The organism is Micromonospora sp. NBC_01638 (genome assembly GCF_045209745.1).
Classification (GTDB): Bacteria; Actinomycetota; Actinomycetes; order Mycobacteriales; family Micromonosporaceae; genus Micromonospora.
Genome location: NZ_CP109273.1, coordinates 849772 through 867593, shown reverse-complemented (window position 1 = coordinate 867593; position 17822 = coordinate 849772). Strand labels below are relative to the sequence as shown.

Annotated in this window: 20 protein-coding genes; 17 read left to right on the top strand and 3 right to left on the bottom strand. The window is 71.8% G+C overall.

The window, feature by feature from the left end; genetic code table 11:
- Positions 1-7: 7 nt before the first annotated feature.
- A complete protein-coding gene (gene hemW, locus OG811_RS03935; RefSeq protein WP_406075499.1) occupies positions 8-1231 on the top strand; it encodes a radical SAM family heme chaperone HemW in 1224 nt (407 codons plus the stop codon).
- Positions 1232-1298: 67 nt separating this feature from the next.
- On the opposite strand, the gene OG811_RS03930 is transcribed toward hemW, so the two are convergent.
- Entirely contained in the window at positions 1299-1937 is a 639-nt protein-coding gene (locus tag OG811_RS03930; RefSeq protein WP_406072196.1) for a DUF4870 domain-containing protein, read from the bottom strand.
- Between the two features lie 225 nt (positions 1938-2162).
- On the opposite strand from OG811_RS03930, the gene hrcA reads away from it, so the two are divergent.
- The 3 genes from hrcA (at position 2163) to OG811_RS03915 (ending at position 5140) form a co-directional block, all read left to right on the top strand.
- Positions 2163-3185: a heat-inducible transcriptional repressor HrcA gene (gene hrcA / locus OG811_RS03925; protein WP_406072194.1), complete on the top strand. Its 1023-nt coding sequence runs from the start codon at positions 2163-2165 to the stop codon at positions 3183-3185.
- A gap of 73 nt (positions 3186-3258) precedes the next feature.
- Entirely contained in the window at positions 3259-4404 is a 1146-nt protein-coding gene (dnaJ, locus tag OG811_RS03920; protein WP_357859150.1) for a molecular chaperone DnaJ, read from the top strand.
- A gap of 1 nt (position 4405) precedes the next feature.
- Positions 4406-5140, top strand: a complete 735-nt coding sequence (locus OG811_RS03915) for a 16S rRNA (uracil(1498)-N(3))-methyltransferase (protein WP_406072193.1) — start codon at positions 4406-4408, stop codon at positions 5138-5140.
- A gap of 241 nt (positions 5141-5381) precedes the next feature.
- Here the strand turns inward: OG811_RS03915 and OG811_RS03910 are convergent, their stop codons facing one another.
- A complete protein-coding gene (locus tag OG811_RS03910) occupies positions 5382-6143 on the bottom strand; it encodes an SDR family NAD(P)-dependent oxidoreductase (RefSeq protein ID WP_406072191.1) in 762 nt (253 codons plus the stop codon).
- Between the two features lie 46 nt (positions 6144-6189).
- Here OG811_RS03910 and OG811_RS03905 point away from each other — a divergent pair, with 46 nt between their 5' ends.
- The 8 genes from OG811_RS03905 to OG811_RS03870 all read left to right on the top strand — a co-directional run bounded on the left by OG811_RS03905 (position 6190) and on the right by OG811_RS03870 (position 13607).
- Entirely contained in the window at positions 6190-6549 is a 360-nt protein-coding gene (locus OG811_RS03905; RefSeq protein WP_406072189.1) for a histidine triad nucleotide-binding protein, read from the top strand.
- The gene (locus OG811_RS03900; RefSeq protein WP_406072188.1) at positions 6546-7931 is read left to right on the top strand and encodes a serine hydrolase domain-containing protein; all 1386 of its coding nucleotides are present in this window, start codon (positions 6546-6548) and stop codon (positions 7929-7931) included. Before OG811_RS03905 ends, OG811_RS03900 begins: the two co-directional genes overlap by 4 nt.
- Positions 7932-8062: 131 nt before the next feature.
- Positions 8063-9121 carry a PhoH family protein gene (locus OG811_RS03895; protein WP_406072186.1) on the top strand — a complete coding sequence of 353 codons (1059 nt, stop codon included), beginning with the start codon at positions 8063-8065 and terminating at the stop codon, positions 9119-9121.
- A 15-nt stretch (positions 9122-9136) separates the two neighbouring features.
- Positions 9137-9610 carry an rRNA maturation RNase YbeY gene (gene ybeY, locus OG811_RS03890; RefSeq protein ID WP_406072184.1) on the top strand — a complete coding sequence of 158 codons (474 nt, stop codon included), beginning with the start codon at positions 9137-9139 and terminating at the stop codon, positions 9608-9610.
- A complete protein-coding gene (locus tag OG811_RS03885; protein WP_406075497.1) occupies positions 9586-11010 on the top strand; it encodes a hemolysin family protein in 1425 nt (474 codons plus the stop codon). Before ybeY ends, OG811_RS03885 begins: the two co-directional genes overlap by 25 nt.
- Positions 11003-11389: a cytidine deaminase gene (locus tag OG811_RS03880; protein ID WP_406072182.1), complete on the top strand. Its 387-nt coding sequence runs from the start codon at positions 11003-11005 to the stop codon at positions 11387-11389. The genes OG811_RS03885 and OG811_RS03880 overlap by 8 nt, the downstream gene beginning before the upstream one ends.
- A gap of 5 nt (positions 11390-11394) precedes the next feature.
- Positions 11395-12291: a GTPase Era gene (era, locus tag OG811_RS03875; protein ID WP_406075495.1), complete on the top strand. Its 897-nt coding sequence runs from the start codon at positions 11395-11397 to the stop codon at positions 12289-12291.
- Positions 12292-12446: 155 nt separating this feature from the next.
- Complete coding sequence (locus OG811_RS03870; RefSeq protein WP_406072180.1) at positions 12447-13607, top strand: acyltransferase; 1161 nt, start codon at positions 12447-12449, stop codon at positions 13605-13607.
- Here OG811_RS03870 and OG811_RS03865 read toward each other — a convergent pair.
- The gene (locus OG811_RS03865) at positions 13594-14400 is read right to left on the bottom strand and encodes a DUF4097 family beta strand repeat-containing protein (RefSeq protein WP_406072178.1); all 807 of its coding nucleotides are present in this window, start codon (positions 14398-14400) and stop codon (positions 13594-13596) included. The two genes, OG811_RS03870 and OG811_RS03865, sit on opposite strands and share 14 nt — an antisense overlap.
- Before the next feature lie 102 nt (positions 14401-14502).
- On the opposite strand from OG811_RS03865, the gene recO reads away from it, so the two are divergent.
- The 5 genes from recO to OG811_RS03840 all read left to right on the top strand — a co-directional run bounded on the left by recO (position 14503) and on the right by OG811_RS03840 (position 17601).
- Complete coding sequence (recO, locus tag OG811_RS03860; protein WP_406072176.1) at positions 14503-15369, top strand: DNA repair protein RecO; 867 nt, start codon at positions 14503-14505, stop codon at positions 15367-15369.
- Between the two features lie 4 nt (positions 15370-15373).
- On the top strand, positions 15374-16186 hold the full coding sequence (locus OG811_RS03855; RefSeq protein WP_406072174.1) for an isoprenyl transferase: 813 nt from the start codon (positions 15374-15376) through the stop codon (positions 16184-16186).
- 71 nt (positions 16187-16257) lie between these two features.
- The gene (locus tag OG811_RS03850) at positions 16258-16443 is read left to right on the top strand and encodes a hypothetical protein (protein ID WP_406072173.1); all 186 of its coding nucleotides are present in this window, start codon (positions 16258-16260) and stop codon (positions 16441-16443) included.
- A 151-nt stretch (positions 16444-16594) separates the two neighbouring features.
- Positions 16595-16843 carry a thioredoxin reductase gene (locus OG811_RS03845; RefSeq protein ID WP_406072171.1) on the top strand — a complete coding sequence of 83 codons (249 nt, stop codon included), beginning with the start codon at positions 16595-16597 and terminating at the stop codon, positions 16841-16843.
- The gene (locus OG811_RS03840; RefSeq protein WP_406072169.1) at positions 16840-17601 is read left to right on the top strand and encodes a pirin family protein; all 762 of its coding nucleotides are present in this window, start codon (positions 16840-16842) and stop codon (positions 17599-17601) included. Before OG811_RS03845 ends, OG811_RS03840 begins: the two co-directional genes overlap by 4 nt.
- Positions 17602-17822: the final 221 nt, after the last annotated feature.

Sequence of the window (17822 nt, the reverse complement as noted above, 5' to 3'; positions counted from 1 at the left end):
AGTGGCCATGCCCGGCGTCCTTCCAGATGGTGAGACCGTCCCCGTCGACGGATCCCTGCCCGCCACCGCCACCGCGGCGGTCGGCGCGCGCGGCTTCGGCGTGTACGTGCACGTGCCGTTCTGCGCCAGCCGCTGCGGCTACTGCGACTTCAACACCTACACGGCCGCCGAGTTGGGCGGCGGTGCCAGCCGCGAGGGGTACGCCGACACCGTCCTCGCCGAGCTGGCACTTGCCGCCCGGGTGCTCGGCGACAGGCCGCCGCCCCGGGTCGACACCGTGTTCGTCGGCGGCGGCACGCCCACCCTGCTCCCCGCCGACGACCTGGCCCGCATCCTCGACGGCATCGACCGCACCTGGGGGCTGGCCGCCGACGCCGAGGTGACCACCGAGGCCAACCCGGAATCGGTCACCCCGGAATCGTTGAAGCGGCTGCGGGCCGCCGGCTACACCCGGATCTCGCTGGGCATGCAGTCCGCCTCCCCGGGGGTGTTGGCGATCCTGGACCGCAAGCACAGCGCCGGCCGGGCCACCACCGCCGCACTGGAGGCGCGAGACGCCGGGTTCGAGCACGTCAACCTGGACCTGATCTACGGGACACCGGGGGAGCGGGCCGAGGACTTCGCCGCTTCGCTGGAGCAGGTCGTGGCCGCCGGGGTGGACCACGTCAGCGCGTACGCCCTGATCGTCGAGGACGGCACCCGGCTGGCCGCCCGGATGCGGCGCGGCGAGCTGGCGTACCCCAGTGATGACGTGGCCGCGGACCGCTACCTGGCCGCCGAGGCCGCCCTCGACGCGGCCGGCCTGTCCTGGTACGAGGTCTCCAACTGGGCTCGCGCCGACGAGGCCCGGTGCCGGCACAACCTGCTCTACTGGACCGGCGCGGACTGGTGGGGGCTGGGGCCGGGGGCGCACAGCCACGTCGGCGGGGTCCGCTGGTGGAACGTCAAACACCCTTCGGCGTACGCCCAGCGGTTGGCTGCGGGCGCGTCTCCCGGCCTGGCCCGGGAGGTGCTCACGGTCGACGAGGCGCACATGGAGGACGTGATGCTGCGGCTGCGGCTCGCCAGCGGCCTGCCGCTGGCGGTGCTCGACGCCAGCGGCCGAGCCGGCGCCGAGCGGGCGCTGGCCGACGGCCTGCTGGACACCGAGGCGTACGCGGCCGGCCGGGCGGTACTCACCCTGCGCGGGCGGCTGCTCGCCGACGCGGTCGTCCGCGACCTGCTGCCCTGAGCGGGCCCGCTGCCCCGGAACGGGGCAGCGGGTGCTACGGGCCGGCCGGGGGAGCGGCCGGCCCGGCTCACTTGATGAAGCTGGCCGACATGGGGTAGCGGTAGGGGGCGCCCTCGTTGGCCTTCATGCCCGCGATGATCCCGAACAGGATCTGGATCACCACAACGGCGATGCTGGGCAGGAAGAGCAGGCACCAGCTCACGAAGAGCAGCACGAACGCGATGATCGACCAGAGGATCTGGAAGTTCAGGGCGGCCAGGGCGTGCGCCCGGACGGCCGGCGACTGGTTGCCGCGGGCCAGGTAGGCGATGAGCGGGGCGACGAAGCCCAGAGGACCAAAGCTGATCAGCGCACCGAGGGCGCCGCCGAAGTGGGCGACCAGCGCCCAGGTCTTGTCCTCGTTGTTGGCGTAGCCGCCGCCGGGACCGCCGTAGGCGCCCCCGTAGCCGCCAGCCGGGGGGTAGCCCCCGGGCGGTGGATAGCCGCCAGCCGGTGGATAGCCGCCAGCCGGAGGGTAGCCACCTGACGGCGGTTGGTCACCGGTGGGCGGCGGATAGCCACCGGGCGGGGGATAGCCGCCCGGGCCAGGTGCCCCGGACAGTGGTGCGGTGGGTGGCTCGGCCGAAGGGAACGGGCCCGGAGAGGTCGGCTCCGGCGGGTAGTTGCCGGGGTCACCCGCTCCGGGAGGGCGAGGAGGTTCAGTCATGGGTGTCACGGTAGGGGCCAGTGGCAACGCCGCACCAGAGCGACACCGGCCGGCAGTGTGGGCCGATCGGCCCAGTCGGGTGGCGGGGGCCGCACCGACGAGCCACCGTTGATCATCGCGCTGGCGGGTACGCCGTCGTAGACTGGCACTCGTTACAGTCGAGTGCCAGGACGGCCCGGCCGGCCCATGGCGCCGGCGGCCGACGTGCGACAGGAGGTGCGGAGGATGGGTCTCGACGACCGGAAGCTCGCCGTGCTCCGCGCGATCGTCGAGGACTACGTCTCCACCCAGGAGCCGGTCGGCAGCAAGGCGCTGGTCGAGCGGCACCAGCTCGGGGTCTCCCCGGCCACGGTCCGCAACGACATGGCCGTGCTGGAGGAGGAGGGCTACATCCGGCAGCCGCACACCAGTGCCGGCCGGGTGCCCACCGACCGTGGCTACCGGCTCTTCGTCGACCGATTGTCCCGGGTCAAGCCGCTCAGCCCGGCCGAGCGCCGGGCCATCGAGCGTTTCCTGGTCGGCGCGGTCGACCTCGACGACGTGGTGCACCGCACGGTACGGCTGCTCGCTCAGCTGACCCGGCAGGTGGCCGTCGTGCAATATCCGAGCCTGGCCCGCTCCTCGGTGCGGCACCTGGAGCTGGTGCCGATCTCGACCACCCGGCTGATGCTCGTCATGATCGCTGACACCGGGCGCGTGGAGCAGCGGCTGGTGGAGCTGCCCGGGCCGGTGCCCCCCGACGACGTCACCGACCTGCGCCGGCTGGTCAACGAAAAGCTCGCCGGCGCCCGGCTGTCCGATACGCCACCGTTGGTGCAGGCGCTGGTCGAGGAGGCGCCCACCGAGCTGCGTCCGGCGATGACGACGCTCGCCACGGTGCTCCTGGAGACGCTCGTCGAGCGGCACGAGGAGCGCATCGCGCTGGCCGGCACCGCCAACCTCACCCGAGGTGGCCTGCTCGACTTCCAAGGCTCCCTCCGGCCGATCCTCGAGGCGCTGGAGGAGGAGGTCGTGCTCCTCAAACTCATCGGCGAGACCGAGCCGAGCACGACCCGGGTGCTGATCGGCGACGAGAACGAGTTCGACAACCTGCGGGCCGCCTCCGTGGTCAGCACCGGGTACGGCCCGGGCGCCACCATCGTCGGCGGCCTGGGGGTGCTGGGGCCCACCCGGATGGACTACCCCGGCACCATCGCCACGGTGCGCGCCGTGGCACGCTACGTGGGCGAGTTGCTGGCCCAGAACTGATCAGTCAGGGCCGACGGCCGGCTGCTGCCGCCGGATCGGCCAACGCGAGACGAACATGAGGACACGGAACGCAGTGGCCAGGGACTACTACGGCATTCTCGGTGTGAGCCGAGAAGCCTCCGACGACGAGATCAAGCGCGCCTACCGCAAGCTGGCGCGCCAGTTCCATCCGGACGTCAATCCGGACCCGGAGGCTCAGGAGAAGTTCAAGGACATCAACGCCGCGTACGAGGTCCTCTCGGACGACCGGAAGCGGCAGATCGTCGACCTGGGTGGCGACCCGCTCGCACCGGGTGGCGGCGGTGCCGGCGGCCCGGGCGGCCCCGGCGGAGCCGGTCCGTTCGTCGGTTTCCAGGACATCATGGACGCGTTCTTCGGTGGCGCGGCGGGCGGTGCCCGTGGCCCCCGTCCGCGTACCCGGCCCGGCGCGGACGCGATCCTGCGGCTCGAGCTTGATCTGCACGAGACGGCGTTCGGCGTCGAGGCGCCGATCACCGTCGACACCGCGGTGCTCTGCACCACCTGTTCCGGCGCCGGCACGGCCGCCGGCACCCACCTGGCGACCTGCGAGGCGTGCGCCGGTCGGGGCGAGGTGCAGTCGGTGCAGCGCACCTTCCTCGGTCAGGTGGTCTCCGCCCGGCCGTGCACCGTGTGCCAGGGTTACGGCACCACCATCCCGCACCCCTGCCCCACCTGTGCTGGCGACGGCCGGGTGCGCACCCGCCGCTCGCTGACCGTCAAGATCCCGGCCGGCGTCGAGGACGGCATGCGGATCCGGTTGGCCCAGCAGGGCGAGGTGGGCCCGGGTGGCGGCACCGCCGGTGACCTCTACGTGGAGATCCACGAGCGGCCGCACGACGTGTACTCCCGCAAGGGCGACGACCTGCACTGCCGCGTCACCGTGCCGATGACCGCGGCGGCGCTCGGCACCCGGCTGACCATCAAGACCCTGGACAGCGAGGAGACGCTCGACGTCAAGGCCGGCACCCAGCCGGCCAGCACACTGCGACTGCGCGCTCGGGGCGTGCCGCACCTGCGCGGCACCGGCCGGGGTGACCTCTACGTGCACCTGGACGTGCGGACGCCGACCAAGCTCGACCCGGACCAGGAGAAGATGCTGCGGGACTTCGCCAAGACCCGCGGTGAAGAGGTCGCCGAGCTGTCCAAGCAGGGCGGCTTCTTCTCCCGGATGCGCGACGCGTTCAACGGGCACGCCTGAGGTGTCGGCGCCGCTGTTCCTGGTCGAGGCGCTGCCCACCGGCGACGCGCTGACCCTGGACGGCCCGGAGGGGCACCACGCGGCGACCGTGCAGCGGCTGCGCGTCGGCGAGGAGTTGCTGCTCGCCGACGGCCGGGGCGGCACGGCCGCCGCCGTGGTCACCGCCGTCGGCCGGGGCAGCCTGGAGGTCACCATCACCTCCCGGGGGTACGCGGACGCACCCGTACCCCGGCTGGTGACCGTGCAGGGCATCGCCAAGGGCGACCGGGGCGAGCTGGCCGTGCAGGCGATGACCGAGGTCGGGGTCGACGAGATCGTGCCCTGGGCGGCCGCCCGCTCGGTGACCCAGTGGCGGGGCGACCGGGGCGTACGCGCCCGGGAGAAGTGGGTGGCCACCGCCCGGGAGGCCGCCAAGCAGGCCCGCCGTCCCTGGCTGCCGGTGGTGGCCGGTGCGCCGGACGAGTCCACCGCCACGGTGGCCCGCCGGATCGCTGGTGCCGCCGCCGGGTTCGTGCTGCACGAGGAGGCTGACGAACGGCTGACCACCGCCGAGCTGCCGTCCGCCGGGGAGATCGTCCTGGTGGTCGGCCCGGAGGGTGGCATCGACTCGGCCGAGCTGACCGCGTTCCGCGCGGCCGGCGGCCGGCCGGTCCGGCTCGGCCCGGCCGTGCTGCGCACCTCCACCGCTGGCGTGGCCGCGCTCAGCGTGCTCGCCACCCGCCTCGACCGCTGGTAGCCCCCGCCCCGCCGCCCCCGCCCCGCCGCCCCCGCCCCCCCGTCGATCTAGGGCAGATTGTCGTCAGGGGGAGATCCATTAGCAGCGGTATGCCCTAGATCGACGCGGCGGGGGGCGGGCGCGTGCCGGACCTCGAAGACGATCACCGGTCGCTCGTCGGACTTTTTGATCCAGTCCTGGAGCTTGAGGAGCTCGTCGCCAGCCACCTTCCTGGCCGGGTGAATCAGCGGCCGTGCCGACGTCAGCTGCGCAGGTAGGAGGCGCCGTTGAGGTCGACGATCGCGCCGGAGGCCCACTCGGCCTGTGGAGAGGCCAGCCAGTGCACGGCCGCGGCGATCTCCTCCGGCTGGGCCACCCGGTCGAACGGGCTCTGCGCCCGAATCGCCGCGCCCTGCTCGCCGCGCAGGTGCTCAGTGGCCATGTCGGTTGCCACGAAGCCCGGAGCGACGGTGGCGATCGATATTCCGTACGGGGCGAGCGCCACGGCGAGGGACTGGCCCAGTGCGTTCAGCCCTGCCTTGCTGGCCCCGTACGCCGGCTGGTCCGGCTCGCCCCGGAACGCGCCCCGGGACGAGACGTTGACGATCCGCCCGCCGCGTTCCCGCATGTGCTGGGCAGCGCACCAGGTGACGTTGCCGGCGCCGGTCAGGTTGGTCTCCAGCACCTGCCGCCAGCGCTTCTGCCACTGCTCGTAGGTGGCGCCGAAGATCGGGTGCGGGTCGTCCCGGTCGCCGTACACCCCGGCGTTGTTGACCAGCACATCGAGCCCGCCGAGCAGCTCGGCGGCCCGGTCCACCATGGCCCGGACCGCGTCCGGATCGGTGAGGTCGGCGCGGACCACCACGTGCCCGGTGCCGGGCAGCTGCGCGCGCAGCTCTTCGGCCGCGTCCGCGGAGTCGCGATGGTGGATTGCCACCCGGTCACCGCTGGCCGCGAACGCCCTCGCCACCGCGCGGCCGATCCCGCGCGAGGCCCCGGTCACGAGTACCGCCCGATCCGTCATGCCGGCCATCCTGCCCCAGCCCGCGGCACTTCCCTACACTGCCCCGATGGGATCCGACTGTCTGTTCTGCCGCATCGTCGCCGGGGAGATCCCGGCCACCGTGGTCCGGGAGACCGCCACCACGCTCGCCTTCCGGGACATCGGCCCGAAGGCGCCGGTGCACGTCCTGGTCATTCCGAAGGAGCACTACGCCGACGTCGCCACCCTCGCCGAGGGTGATCCGGCGCTGGCCGGCGAGGTGCTGGCCACGGCCGCCGCGGTGGCCGAGGACGAGGGGCTGCTCGGCGACGGTTTCCGGCTGATGTTCAACACTGGCGCGTACGGGGGACAGGAGGTGTTCCACGCGCACGCGCACCTGCTCGGTGGCGCGCCGCTCGGCCCGATGCTCGCCCGGGACCTGGCGTGACGGCCGCCCCCGACGTGTACGACCGGTTGGGTCGGCTGGTCCGGCGGGTGCAGGCCGACGGCCGGGTGCCGGCGGTGTCGGCGGCGCTGCACCGGGCCGACCGGCCGCTGTGGAGCTGCACGGTCGGCGGCACCGGCACCGACAGCGCGCTGGGGCCGGGCACCCAGTTCCGGATCGGCTCGGTCACCAAGACCTTCACCGCAGTGCTGGTTCTGCAGTGCCGTGACGACGGGCTGCTGGATCTGGACGACCCGGTGGGCCGGCACCTGGACCTGACGGCGCACGGCGAGCTGACCATCCGCCGCTTGCTGTCGCATACGGGTGGCCTGCAACGCGAGCCGTTCGGCGACGTCTGGGACAGTCTGCGCGCCCCGGACGCCGACCAGTTGCTCGCGGAACTGGACCGGGCTGAGCGGGTGCTGCCGACCGGCCGCCGGTTCCACTACTCGAACCTGGGACTGGCCGTGCTCGGCCAACTGGTCGCCCGGCTACGCGGCGAGAGTTGGGCGCAGGCGCTCACCGAGCGGATCCTGATGCCGCTGGGGCTGACCGACACCACCGTGACCCCTCGGCCGACGGCGGCCACCGGGTTCCTGGTCGACGCGTACTCCGACGAGGCGCACCCGGAGCCGCCGACCGACTTCGGTGCGGTCGGCCCGGCCGCCCAGCTCTGGAGCACCGCGACCGACATGGCCCGCTGGGCCGCGTTCCTGGCCGACCCGGGGGCGCTGGACCCGGCCGGCGCGGTGCTTGTCGCCGCCACCCTGGACGAGATGCGCTGGCCGGTGACCACCACCGACGAGACGCTCTGGGGCGCGGGCTTCGGGCTCGGGCTCATCCTGGTCCCGCAGGGGGAGCGGGTGATGCACGTGGGGCACGACGGGGCGATGCCTGGTTTCCTCGCCGCGGTGTACGGCCGGCGGGGCGGCGACGGAACGGCCGGCGCGATGGGCGCCGCGGTGCTCGGCTCGTCCGGCACGGCGGCCGAACTGTTCGACCTGCCGCACCGGCTGCTCGCCGCGGCGGTCGAGCACGACCCGGCCGAGGTCGAGCCATGGCGGCCCGGCGCACCCGCACCGGCGGGCCTGCGGGGCGTGCTCGGTCGCTGGTGGGGCGAGGGTTTCGAGTACGTGTTCTCCTGGCACGACGGCACCCTGCGGGCGCGCGGGGCCGGCGACCCGGCAGGACGCCCCCCGGCGATCTTCACCCCACTGCCGGACCAACCGGACGTGTTCCGCACGGTCTCCGGTCGGGAGGCCGGTGAGCTGCTGCGGCTGACCCGGGACGAGACCGGCGCGGTGGTCCGGATGCACTGGGCGACGTACCGGTTCACCCGCCACCAGGAGACCTTCGACCGGTATGACTTCCGGGCCGGGAGCTGATCGCGGCCAGCGGAAATGGGCGCGATGCGGCCCGCGTTGAACCGATACGATGGGTGGAACGTCCGCACGCCGTGCCAGCAGGCCGGCGCCGAGATCGAGAGCAGGTGGCGCAGGGCCCTTCGGCCCAACCTATGACCGGCACCCCACCTCCCGGCCCGCCCCGGGTGCAGACCAGGATCACCGTGCCCGACTCGAAGATCATGGTCAATCTCCTCGGCGCAGGCGACGAGATCCTACGACTCGTCGAACGCTCGGTCAGCAGTGACGTGCACGTCCGCGGCAACGAGATCACCATCACTGGCGACCCCGCGGACAACGCCCTCGCCGAGCGGGTCTTCAGCGAGCTGCTCGAACTCATCGAGAAAGGCGAGACCCTGACCACTGACGCCGTCCGGCGTACCGTCGGCATGCTCGAGCAGGGCAGTGCCGAGCGGCCCGCCGAGGTTCTGAGCCTCAACATCCTCTCCCGTCGCGGGCGCACCATCCGTCCCAAGACCCTGGGGCAGAAGCGGTACGTCGACGCGATCGACACGCACACCATCGTCTTCGGCATCGGCCCGGCCGGCACCGGAAAGACCTACCTGGCCATGGCGAAGGCCGTCCAGGCGTTGCAGACCAAGCAGGTCAACCGGATCATCCTGACCCGGCCGGCGGTGGAGGCGGGTGAGCGACTGGGCTTCCTGCCCGGCACGCTCAACGACAAGATCGACCCGTACCTGCGCCCGCTCTACGACGCGCTGCACGAGATGCTCGACCCGGAGACGATCCCGAAGCTGATGGCCCAGGGGACGATCGAGGTCGCGCCCCTCGCGTACATGAGGGGCAGAACCCTCTCTGACGCGTTCATCATCCTGGACGAGGCGCAGAACACGACGCCCGAGCAGATGAAGATGTTCCTCACCCGGCTCGGCTTCAACTCCAAGATCGTCGTGACCGGTGACATCACCCAGGTGGACCTTCCCGGCGGGACGAGCAGCGGCCTGAAGGTTGTCCGGGAGATCCTGAAAAACGTCGAGGACGTGCACTTCGCCCAGTTGTCCAGCACCGACGTGGTCCGCCACCAGCTGGTCGGGGAGATCGTCGACGCGTACGCCCGCTGGGACGCCGAGCGGGAAAACCAGCAGGCGCAGGGCGTTCACGCCGTGCCGGGGCGACCCGCCCAGGGCGGCCGAGCCGGCCGCCGCCGCTAAAGCAGAGGAAAGCAGTTGTCCATCGAGATCGCCAACGAGTCCGGTGTCGAGGTTGACACCGACGCCGTGCTCGCCGTCGCCCGGCACTCCCTCGACGAGATGGGGGTCAACCCCCTCGCCGAGTTGTCCGTGTTGCTGGTCGACATCGACTACATGACCGAGCTGAACCACCGCTGGATGGGTGGCGACGGCCCGACCGACGTGCTCGCCTTCCCCATGGATGAGGGCAGCGTCGACCACGGTCCGGGCGAGTCCGCACCGGCCGGTGGTGAGCCGGCCCTGCTCGGCGACATCGTGCTCTGCCCCGAGGTCGCGGCCAAGCAGGCGGCGACCGCCGGGCACGCACCGGCCGACGAACTGCACCTGCTCACCGTGCACGGCGTGCTGCACCTGCTCGGCTATGACCACGCCGAGCCGGAGGAGGAGCGGGAGATGTTCGCGCTCCAGGCCCGACTGCTGGCGAGCTGGCGGTCGACCCGCACCCAGTGATGTCCACATCTCCGTTACTCGCGGCCGGCACCACCGCCGGCCTTCCCGACCTGCAGCTGATCGTCTTCGCGGCCGGCCTGGTGGTGTTGGCCGGTCTGATCGCGATGACCGAGGCGGCGCTCGCCGCGGTCTCGCCGGCCCGGGCCGCCGAGCTGGCCCGCGACGGCGTGCGGGGCGCTCGTACCCTCCAGGTCGTCGCCGGCGACGTCGTCCGGCACCTCAACCTTCTCCTCCTGTTGCGGCTGCTCGCCGAGCTGACCGCCACCACGCTGGTGGCGCTCGTCGCCGTGGACAGCTTCGGCGCCGGCTGGCGCGCCGCGCTGGTGACCGCCGGTGCGATGACCGTGGTCAGCTTCGTGGCGGTCGGCGTCGCTCCGCGCACCATCGGCCGGCAGCACGCGTACGCCGTGGGTCGGGCGGTGGCACCGCTGGTCCGCTGGCTGGGCCGGGCGCTCAACCCGCTCGCGTCGCTGCTGATCCTGATCGGCAACGCGGTCACCCCAGGGCGTGGCTTCCGGGAGGGGCCGTTCGCCACCCAGGTGGAGTTGCGTGAGCTTGTCGACCTGGCCGAGCAGCGCGGCGTGGTCGAGCACGGCGAGCGTCAAATGATCCACTCGGTCTTCGCGCTCGGCGACACCATCGCCCGTGAGGTGATGGTGCCGCGTACGGAGATGGTGTGGATCGAGGAGGGCAAGACGCTCGCGCAGGCGCTGGTGCTCTTCCTGCGTTCCGGTTTCTCCCGTATTCCGGTGATCGGCGAGAGTGTCGACGACGTGCTGGGTGTGCTCTATCTCAAGGACCTGATCCGGCGTTCCCGCGGCGGTGACCCGGAGGCCGAGCAGGTGCCGGTGGCCGAGCTGATGCGCCCGGCGACTTTCGTACCGGAGTCCAAGCCGGTCGACGACCTGCTGTCGGAGATGCAGGCGGCCCGCAACCACCTGGTCATCGTGGTCGACGAGTACGGCGGCACCGGCGGTCTGGTCACCATCGAGGACATCCTGGAGGAAATCGTCGGTGAGATCACCGACGAGTACGATGTCGAGCGCCCGCCCGTCGAACGTCTGGCGGACTCCTCGGTGCGGGTGACCGCCCGCTTGCCGGTGGAGAATTTGGGCGAGATGTTCGACACCGATCTTGCCACCGACGAGGTGGAAACGGTCGGTGGCCTGCTCGCCCAGTCGCTGGGGCGGGTGCCGATCCCCGGTGCGGAGGCCGAGGTCGCCGGCCTCCGGCTGATCGCCGAGGGCACCACGGGCCGGCGCAACCGGATCGACACCGTCCTGGTCAGCCGGGTGGAGTCGGGCCATGAGCAGGACACCGCGGGGCGTGGCGAGCACGCTGGCCCCGGGGACGACACCGACAAATATCGAGACGACGAGAGGCAATCCGCCGATGCCTGACACACCCGCCGCGCCTGCCGCCCCGCCCGCCCCCACCGCGTCGGCCCCGCTGAGCGCCGAGGACGGCAAGCTCGTCGCCCTGGCCCGGGGAGCCCGAGGCCGGGTCGGCGCCGTGGAGGGCGCCGCGGTCCGGGACCAGGACGGCCGGACGTACGCGGCGGCCAGTGTCGCGTTGCCCTCGCTGACCCTCACCGCGTTGCAGTTGGCGGTCGCGTCGGCCGTGGCGGCCGGGGCGAGCCGGCTGGAGGCCGCAGTGGTGGTGACCGAGGCGTCGACGCTGGATGGCGCCGGGCACGCGGCGGTACGTGACCTCGCGGTGGATGCGCCGATCCACGTGGCCGCTCCGGACGGCACGGTCCTCGGCACGGTGACTCAGTGAGCCCCGTGCAGGACCCGGAGGCGCGGCCGTACCGGGCCGGGTTCGGCTGTTTCGTGGGCCGGCCCAACGCCGGCAAGTCGACGCTGACCAATGCCATCGTCGGCACCAAGATCGCGATCACCTCGAACAAACCGCAGACCACCCGGCACGTCATCCGGGCCGTGCTGCACCGGCCGGAGTCGCAGCTGGTCCTGGTCGACACACCGGGCCTGCACCGTCCTCGTACGCTGCTCGGCGAGCGCCTCAACGACCTGGTCCGGTCCACCTGGACGGAGGTCGACGTGATCGGCCTCTGCATCCCGGCGGACGAGCCGGTCGGGCGCGGTGACCGGTTCATCAGCGGCGAGTTGGCCGAGTTGAAGGCGACCGTGCTGGCAGTTGTCACCAAGACCGACCTGGTGGACAAGCGTCGCCTGGCAGAGCAGTTGCTCGCGGTCAGCGAGATGGGCGAGTTCGCCGAGATCGTGCCGGTGAGCGCGGTCTCCGGGCATCAGGTTGACACGCTGGTCGACGTGATGACCAGCTACCTGCCGCCGTCGCCGCAGCTCTACCCGGACGACATGCTGACCGACGATCCCGAGCAGGTGCTGGTCGCGGAGCTGATCCGGGAGGCCGCCCTGGAGGGGGTCCGTGACGAGTTGCCGCACTCCATCGCGGTGATCGTGGAGGAGATGATCCCCGAGGGTCAGGTCATGAAGATCTACGCCGACCTGTACGTGGAACGGCCCAGCCAGAAGGCGATCGTGCTCGGTCACAAGGCGAGCCGGCTCAAGGAGGTCGGCACCAACGCCCGCCGGCAGATCGAGGAGTTGCTCGGCAGTCGGGTCTATCTCGACCTGCACGTGCGGGTCGCGAAGGACTGGCAGCGCGACCCGAAGCAGTTGCGCAAGCTGGGCTTCTGACCTGTTCCGTCGAGGCGTTGCCCGACCGGCGGCATGATCACCTTCGGTCGGGCGGATGGGGTGCTTCACGTTTGGTCGGGGTCGCGGCCGTTTGGTGCGGGCACCACGAAGGGTAGGGGAGGTACGCCAAGCGTCCCCGACCCAGATGCAGGCTGATGCGCAACAGGTATCTCGATCTGCTCCGTTTCCTGGCCATCGTCCGAGTGATCGTCTACCACGTCACCGGGTGGGCGACCCTCACCCTCGTCTTCCCGGCCATGTCGGTGATGTTCGCGCTGGCCGGCTCGCTGATGGCCGCGTCACTGACCCGCTGCGGGCCGGCGGCGATCGGGCGTCGGCTGCGCCGGTTGCTGCCGTCGTTGTGGGTGCTCGCGGTGGTGTTCGTGCCGGCCATGCTGCTCACCGGGCTGCCGGTGACCCCCCGGGTGCTGCTGTGGCTGTTCCCGATCGCCGACCCGCCGGCCAACCACTGGGGCGCCCTGGCGTTGAGCATCATCTGGTACCTGCGCGACTACCTGTGGTTCGTGCTCGCCTCACCGGTCGCGTTCTGGCTGTTCCGGCGTGCCCCGCTACCCACCCTGCTCGCCCCGTACCTGCTGCTGGTGGCGATCGAGGCGGGGATCTACCAGGCGCCCCCGCCGGTGCTGCGCGAGTTCGGGCTCTACTTCGGAGCGTGGCTGCTCGGCTTCGCCCATCACTCAGGGATGCTGCGCCCGCTCTCCGGCCGGGTGCTGTACCCGTTGGCGCTCGCACTCGCGGTGGGCGGCGGCCTCTGGATCGTCGGGCATCCCGGCCCGCGAGGGTACGACCTGAACGACAACCACCTTGGTAACGCCCTCTGGTCGGCCGCGTTCATCCTGATCGTGCTCGGTCGGGCGCCGTCCGGGCTGGCCTGGCTAGGCCGCAGCAGGTTGGCTGACCGGGCGGTGACCGTGGTCAACCGGCGGGCACTCACCATCTACCTCTGGCACATGCCGTTCGTGGTGGCGCTCACTCCGCTGGTCGACGTGGTGGGTTGGTCCCACCAGGACCCGGTGGGCTTGGCCATCCGGGTGTTGCTGGTCTTCGCACTGGTCGGGCTGGTCACCCTCGCCGTCGGTTGGGTCGAGGACGTCGCCGCCCGCCGCCGTCCGGAGTTGATCCCCGGCGGCCCGGTGCGGTCCACCGAGCAGGCCAGCCAGTCCGACACCGAGCGGCCCGGCCGTTCCGGTACGGAGCCGGTGGGCGAGCCGACCGGGGTCGCCGGCGGCCGGGCGGTGGTGCCGGGGCAACGGATGCCCGAGGAGGCGGGCACCGGCACCGTCAGCGCTGGCTGATAGTGACGTTGCCGCTGCCGGCCGAGACGTCGAGCACCAGCGTCGCGGACGGGTCATCGGTGACGGAGATCTGCGCATCGCCGGAGCCGGTGTTGGACCGGACCCGGTAGCTGCCCGCCGGCACCAGCAGCGTGACATCGCCGCTGGAGGCGTGTGCCCGCGCCGAGGCGGACTTGTCCAGTTCGACGGTGACATTGCCCGAGCCGGCCTCGGCGTCGACCGCGCCGCCCAGTCGACGCGCGGTGATATCCCCGGACCCGGCGCGCAGGCGGACCGCCCCGCTGGCCTCGCTCACCTCGATGTTGCCGGAGCCGGTCTCGACACCGACCGCGCCGGAGGAGCCGGTGATCCGTACGTCGCCGGAGCCCAGCCGCAGATCCACCGCGCCGACCCGGCTCAGCTCGACGTCGCCGGAGCCGGACTCGCCCTGTAGCGTCACCCCCTCCGGCACGGCGACTTCGTAGGAGATGCTGCACCGGTCGCCGCAGTCGGTGTTCAGCACCAGCTCACTGCCCTTGATCTCGTACCGGACGTTGGGTTCGCCGCCGTGGTAGCGCACCACCCGCTTGATGCGCGCCTCGCCGGCCGCGCCGCTGCCCCGGACGATCACGTCCCCCGCACCCGGCAGCACCTTGATGCTGGTGATCTGCACGGCCTCGGTGTCGTCGAAGTCGAGCCGGCGCAGGGCCAGGTTGTCGCACCCGGCGAGCAGGATGAGGGTGGTTGCCAGGCCCAGGGCGACGGGTGCGGCGGCGCGACGACGGGAAGCGTCAGTGGTCGGGTGCAATGCCATGGCGAGCACGCTACGGCTGGTGACGAGTCGGGCGCATCGGGGTTCGTCCGCGCATCCACCCCGAACCAACCCTGATTTCACACCCCGAGGGAGAATGGCCCGATGGCCGGGTATCGCCGACAGCTCTACCGCGACGACGCGGTGGTGCTGCGTGTGCAGAAGCTCGGCGAGTCCGACCGGATCATCACCCTGCTCACCCGCCGGCACGGCCGGCTGCGCGCCGTGGCCCGGGGGATCCGCCGCACCACCAGCAAGTTCGGCGCCCGGCTGGAGCCGTTCGGCCACGTCGACCTCCAGCTCGCCGGGGACCCGAAGGGCAACCACGGCAGCTCGCTGCACACCGTCAGCCAGGTCGAGGCCATCGACCTGTACGGCAAGCGGTTCCTGGGGGATTACCCGCGCTACACGGCGGCCAGTGCGATCGCGGAGACCGCCGAGCGGCTGACTCCGGTGGAGCGAGAGCCGTCGCTGCGGCTGTTCCAGCTCACCGTGGGCGCGCTGAAGGCACTGTCCCGGGGCGAACACGCCACCACCCTGGTGCTCGACGCGTACCTGCTGCGCGGGATGTCCCTCGCGGGCTGGGCGCCGGCGCTGATCGCCTGCGCGGTCTGCGGCACGCCCGGCCGGCACCGGGCGTTCTCCGTGCCGGCCGGCGGCGCGGTCTGTCCGGATTGCCGGCCACCCGGCGCGGCCCATCCCGCGCCGGCCACCATCGACCTGATGTCCGCGCTGACCACCGGCGACTGGGTGGTCGCCGATGCCACCGACTCCGGCGTACGCCGGGAGTGCAGTGGACTGGTCGCGGCTCACCTGCAGTGGCATCTGGAGCGCGCGTTACGCTCGCTGCCGCTGGTCGACCGGGGCCCCTCGGCGGCCGGCGCGGCCTCGCCGCCGGAAGGCACCGGGGCCGTGGCGCTCCGGCCACATGGCGACGTCGAGGCCGGGGCGGACGGCGCGAGCAGGGAGTGACCGAGTGATCCGATCGAAGAAGGCTGGCCGGCGCGAGCCGACGCCGCCGACCCCACACCCGTCCGGCGCCCGGCCGCCGGCGCTGCCCACCGAGGCGGTGCCCAGGCACGTGGCGGTGGTGATGGACGGCAACGGTCGCTGGGCCAAGGACCGCGGGCTGCCTCGCACCAAGGGTCACGAGGCAGGGGAGCACAGCCTCTTCGACACCATCGAGGGCGCGATCGAGATGGGCATCCCGTACCTGTCGGCGTACGCGTTCTCCACCGAGAACTGGCGGCGCTCGCCCGACGAGGTCCGGTTCCTGATGGGGTTCAACCGGGACGTGATCCGTCGCCGCCGCGACCAGTTGGTCGACCTCGGCGTCCGGGTGGTCTGGTCGGGCCGGCCCGGGCGGCTGTGGAAGAGCGTCATCTCCGAGCTGCAGACCGCCGAGGAGATGTCCGGCAACAACTCGACGTTGACCCTGCAGTTCTGCGTCAACTACGGCGGGCAGGCCGAGATCGGTGATGCCGCCGCCGCGATCGCCCGCGACGTGGCGGCTGGGCGGCTGGATCCGGCGAAGGTCAATGAGAAGACCGTGGCGAAGTACCTCTACCACCCGGAGATCCCGGAGGTGGACCTGTTCCTGCGCCCCTCCGGGGAGGAGCGCATCTCCAACTTCCTGCTCTGGCAGGCTGCGTACGCCGAGTTGGTCTTCCTGGACACGCTCTGGCCCGATTTTGATCGCCGCCACCTCTGGTACGCGTGCGAGTTGTACGCGCAGCGGGACCGGCGCTTCGGCGGCGCGCTGCCAAACCCGGTCGCCCCGGTTCTCTGAGCCGACGCGCTTACGCTCGCGTCACTCTGGGTATCAGAGACGTCAGAAGTCACTGACGGAGGTGAACCCACATGATCCAGAAGCGCATTGCCCAGTGGGCGGTGGTGGCGGTCGCGGTGCCACTGGCGGCTGCCGGTGCCCGCCGGCTCAGCCACACGCTGGAGGCCCGGCGTGGTCCCTCCGGGGCCACCCGCTTGCTGACCAGGGGCGCGGACATGATCCGCCCGCAGAAGGCCAAGCGTCGCCGGTTTTTCTAACTCCCGACCCCCCAGGCGCCGCCCGCACCTGTGCGGGCGGCGCCTGCCTGTGTCCACACCACCCCGCCGCACCGGTGGAGGGTGGGGGCCGTGGGTGCGGTGGTTTTGGGGTTCTGTGCAAGGGGGGCGGGTAGGGTCCGGAGGTGGCGGAATGACGGCGGTTGGGGTGGATATGCACGATCTTCGGTACAAGATGATCATGGCGTTGAACGCGGCTGACCTTGGTGATCCGATCTGCGAGCAGGTGGCCGACATCTGTGCCGAGATCGCCGAGCAGCACTGCGCCGAGCTCGGTCACACACCACAGCTGCGTACCGGCGAGATCGCCGAACTGTCCACCGGCGAACCGGCCCTGGCCTGGGCGCCGTCGACCCCCGACGCCGGGCAGCGTGCCTGGTGACCGCGCCCGCCCCGGCAGTCGACGTACGTCGTGGCGACGATCGCTTCGCCACCCGGATCTCCTGGCTCGACTCCAAGCACTCGTTCTCGTTCTCCCGGCACTATGACCCGGCCAACACCCACCACGGTCTGCTGCTGGTCAACAACGATGACGTGGTGCGTCCGGGTGCCGGCTTCGAGACCCACCCGCACCAGGATATGGAGATCATCACCTGGGTGCTGCGCGGCTCCCTGGTGCACCAGGACTCCACCGGGCACTCCGGGGTGATCTACCCGGGCCTGGCCCAGCGGATGAGCGCCGGCACCGGCATCCTGCACTCGGAAAAGAACGACGCCTGGCGCCTCAACAATCAGGAGCCGCACACCGACCCGGTCCACTTCGTGCAGATGTGGGTGCTCCCCGACGAGCAGGGCGTCGACCCCGGCTACGAGCAGCTGGAGATCGAGGACGAGCTGCTCCGCGGCGGCCTGGTGCCGATCGCCTCCGGAATGGACCGCTACGACGGCGCGTCCGCGATCCGGATCCGCAACCGGTACGCGACCCTGCACGCCGCCCGGCTCAACCCCGGCGACGAGGTCACCATCCCCGACGCGCCCTTCGTGCACCTGTACGTGCCCAACGGCACGGTGACCCTGGAGGGCAGCGGCCCGCTCGGCACCGGCGACGCGGCCCGGCTCACCATGACCGGCGGCCGGCGGGTCACCGCCGACGAACCGGCCGAGATCCTCGTGTGGGAGATGCACGCCACCGCCGCCTGACCCCCACCCCCCGCCCTACCCCCCCGCCCCCGCCCCCGCGTCTGCCTTCGTCGATCTAGGGCGTATGGCTGCACTTGAAGATCAACTCGCAGCGATACGCCCTAGATCGACGGTGGAGGGGGCGGGGAAGGGAGGGGGGAGGAGGGGAGGAGGGTCGGGGGGGGGGGGGTAGTCCTTGCTGCTTCGCTCCGCGAAGCGGCCCTAATCGGGAGGAAGTAGGT

Bases quoted from the DNA above. Each gene is read 5' to 3' on its own strand.
- OG811_RS03870 (WP_406072180.1), top strand. From the start codon at position 12,447: ATGCGCAACAGGTATCTCGATCTGCTCCGTTTCCTGGCCATCGTCCGA.
- OG811_RS03880 (WP_406072182.1), top strand. From the start codon at position 11,003: ATGCCTGACACACCCGCCGCGCCTGCCGCCCCGCCCGCCCCCACCGCG.
- hrcA (WP_406072194.1), top strand. From the start codon at position 2,163: ATGGGTCTCGACGACCGGAAGCTCGCCGTGCTCCGCGCGATCGTCGAG.
- OG811_RS03895 (WP_406072186.1), top strand. From the start codon at position 8,063: ATGACCGGCACCCCACCTCCCGGCCCGCCCCGGGTGCAGACCAGGATC.
- OG811_RS03930 (WP_406072196.1), bottom strand. From the start codon at position 1,937: ATGACTGAACCTCCTCGCCCTCCCGGAGCGGGTGACCCCGGCAACTAC.
- hemW (WP_406075499.1), top strand. From the start codon at position 8: ATGCCCGGCGTCCTTCCAGATGGTGAGACCGTCCCCGTCGACGGATCC.
- OG811_RS03865 (WP_406072178.1), bottom strand. From the start codon at position 14,400: ATGGCATTGCACCCGACCACTGACGCTTCCCGTCGTCGCGCCGCCGCA.
- OG811_RS03845 (WP_406072171.1), top strand. From the start codon at position 16,595: ATGACGGCGGTTGGGGTGGATATGCACGATCTTCGGTACAAGATGATC.
- OG811_RS03905 (WP_406072189.1), top strand. From the start codon at position 6,190: ATGGGATCCGACTGTCTGTTCTGCCGCATCGTCGCCGGGGAGATCCCG.
- OG811_RS03850 (WP_406072173.1), top strand. From the start codon at position 16,258: ATGATCCAGAAGCGCATTGCCCAGTGGGCGGTGGTGGCGGTCGCGGTG.
- recO (WP_406072176.1), top strand. From the start codon at position 14,503: ATGGCCGGGTATCGCCGACAGCTCTACCGCGACGACGCGGTGGTGCTG.
- OG811_RS03910 (WP_406072191.1), bottom strand. From the start codon at position 6,143: ATGACGGATCGGGCGGTACTCGTGACCGGGGCCTCGCGCGGGATCGGC.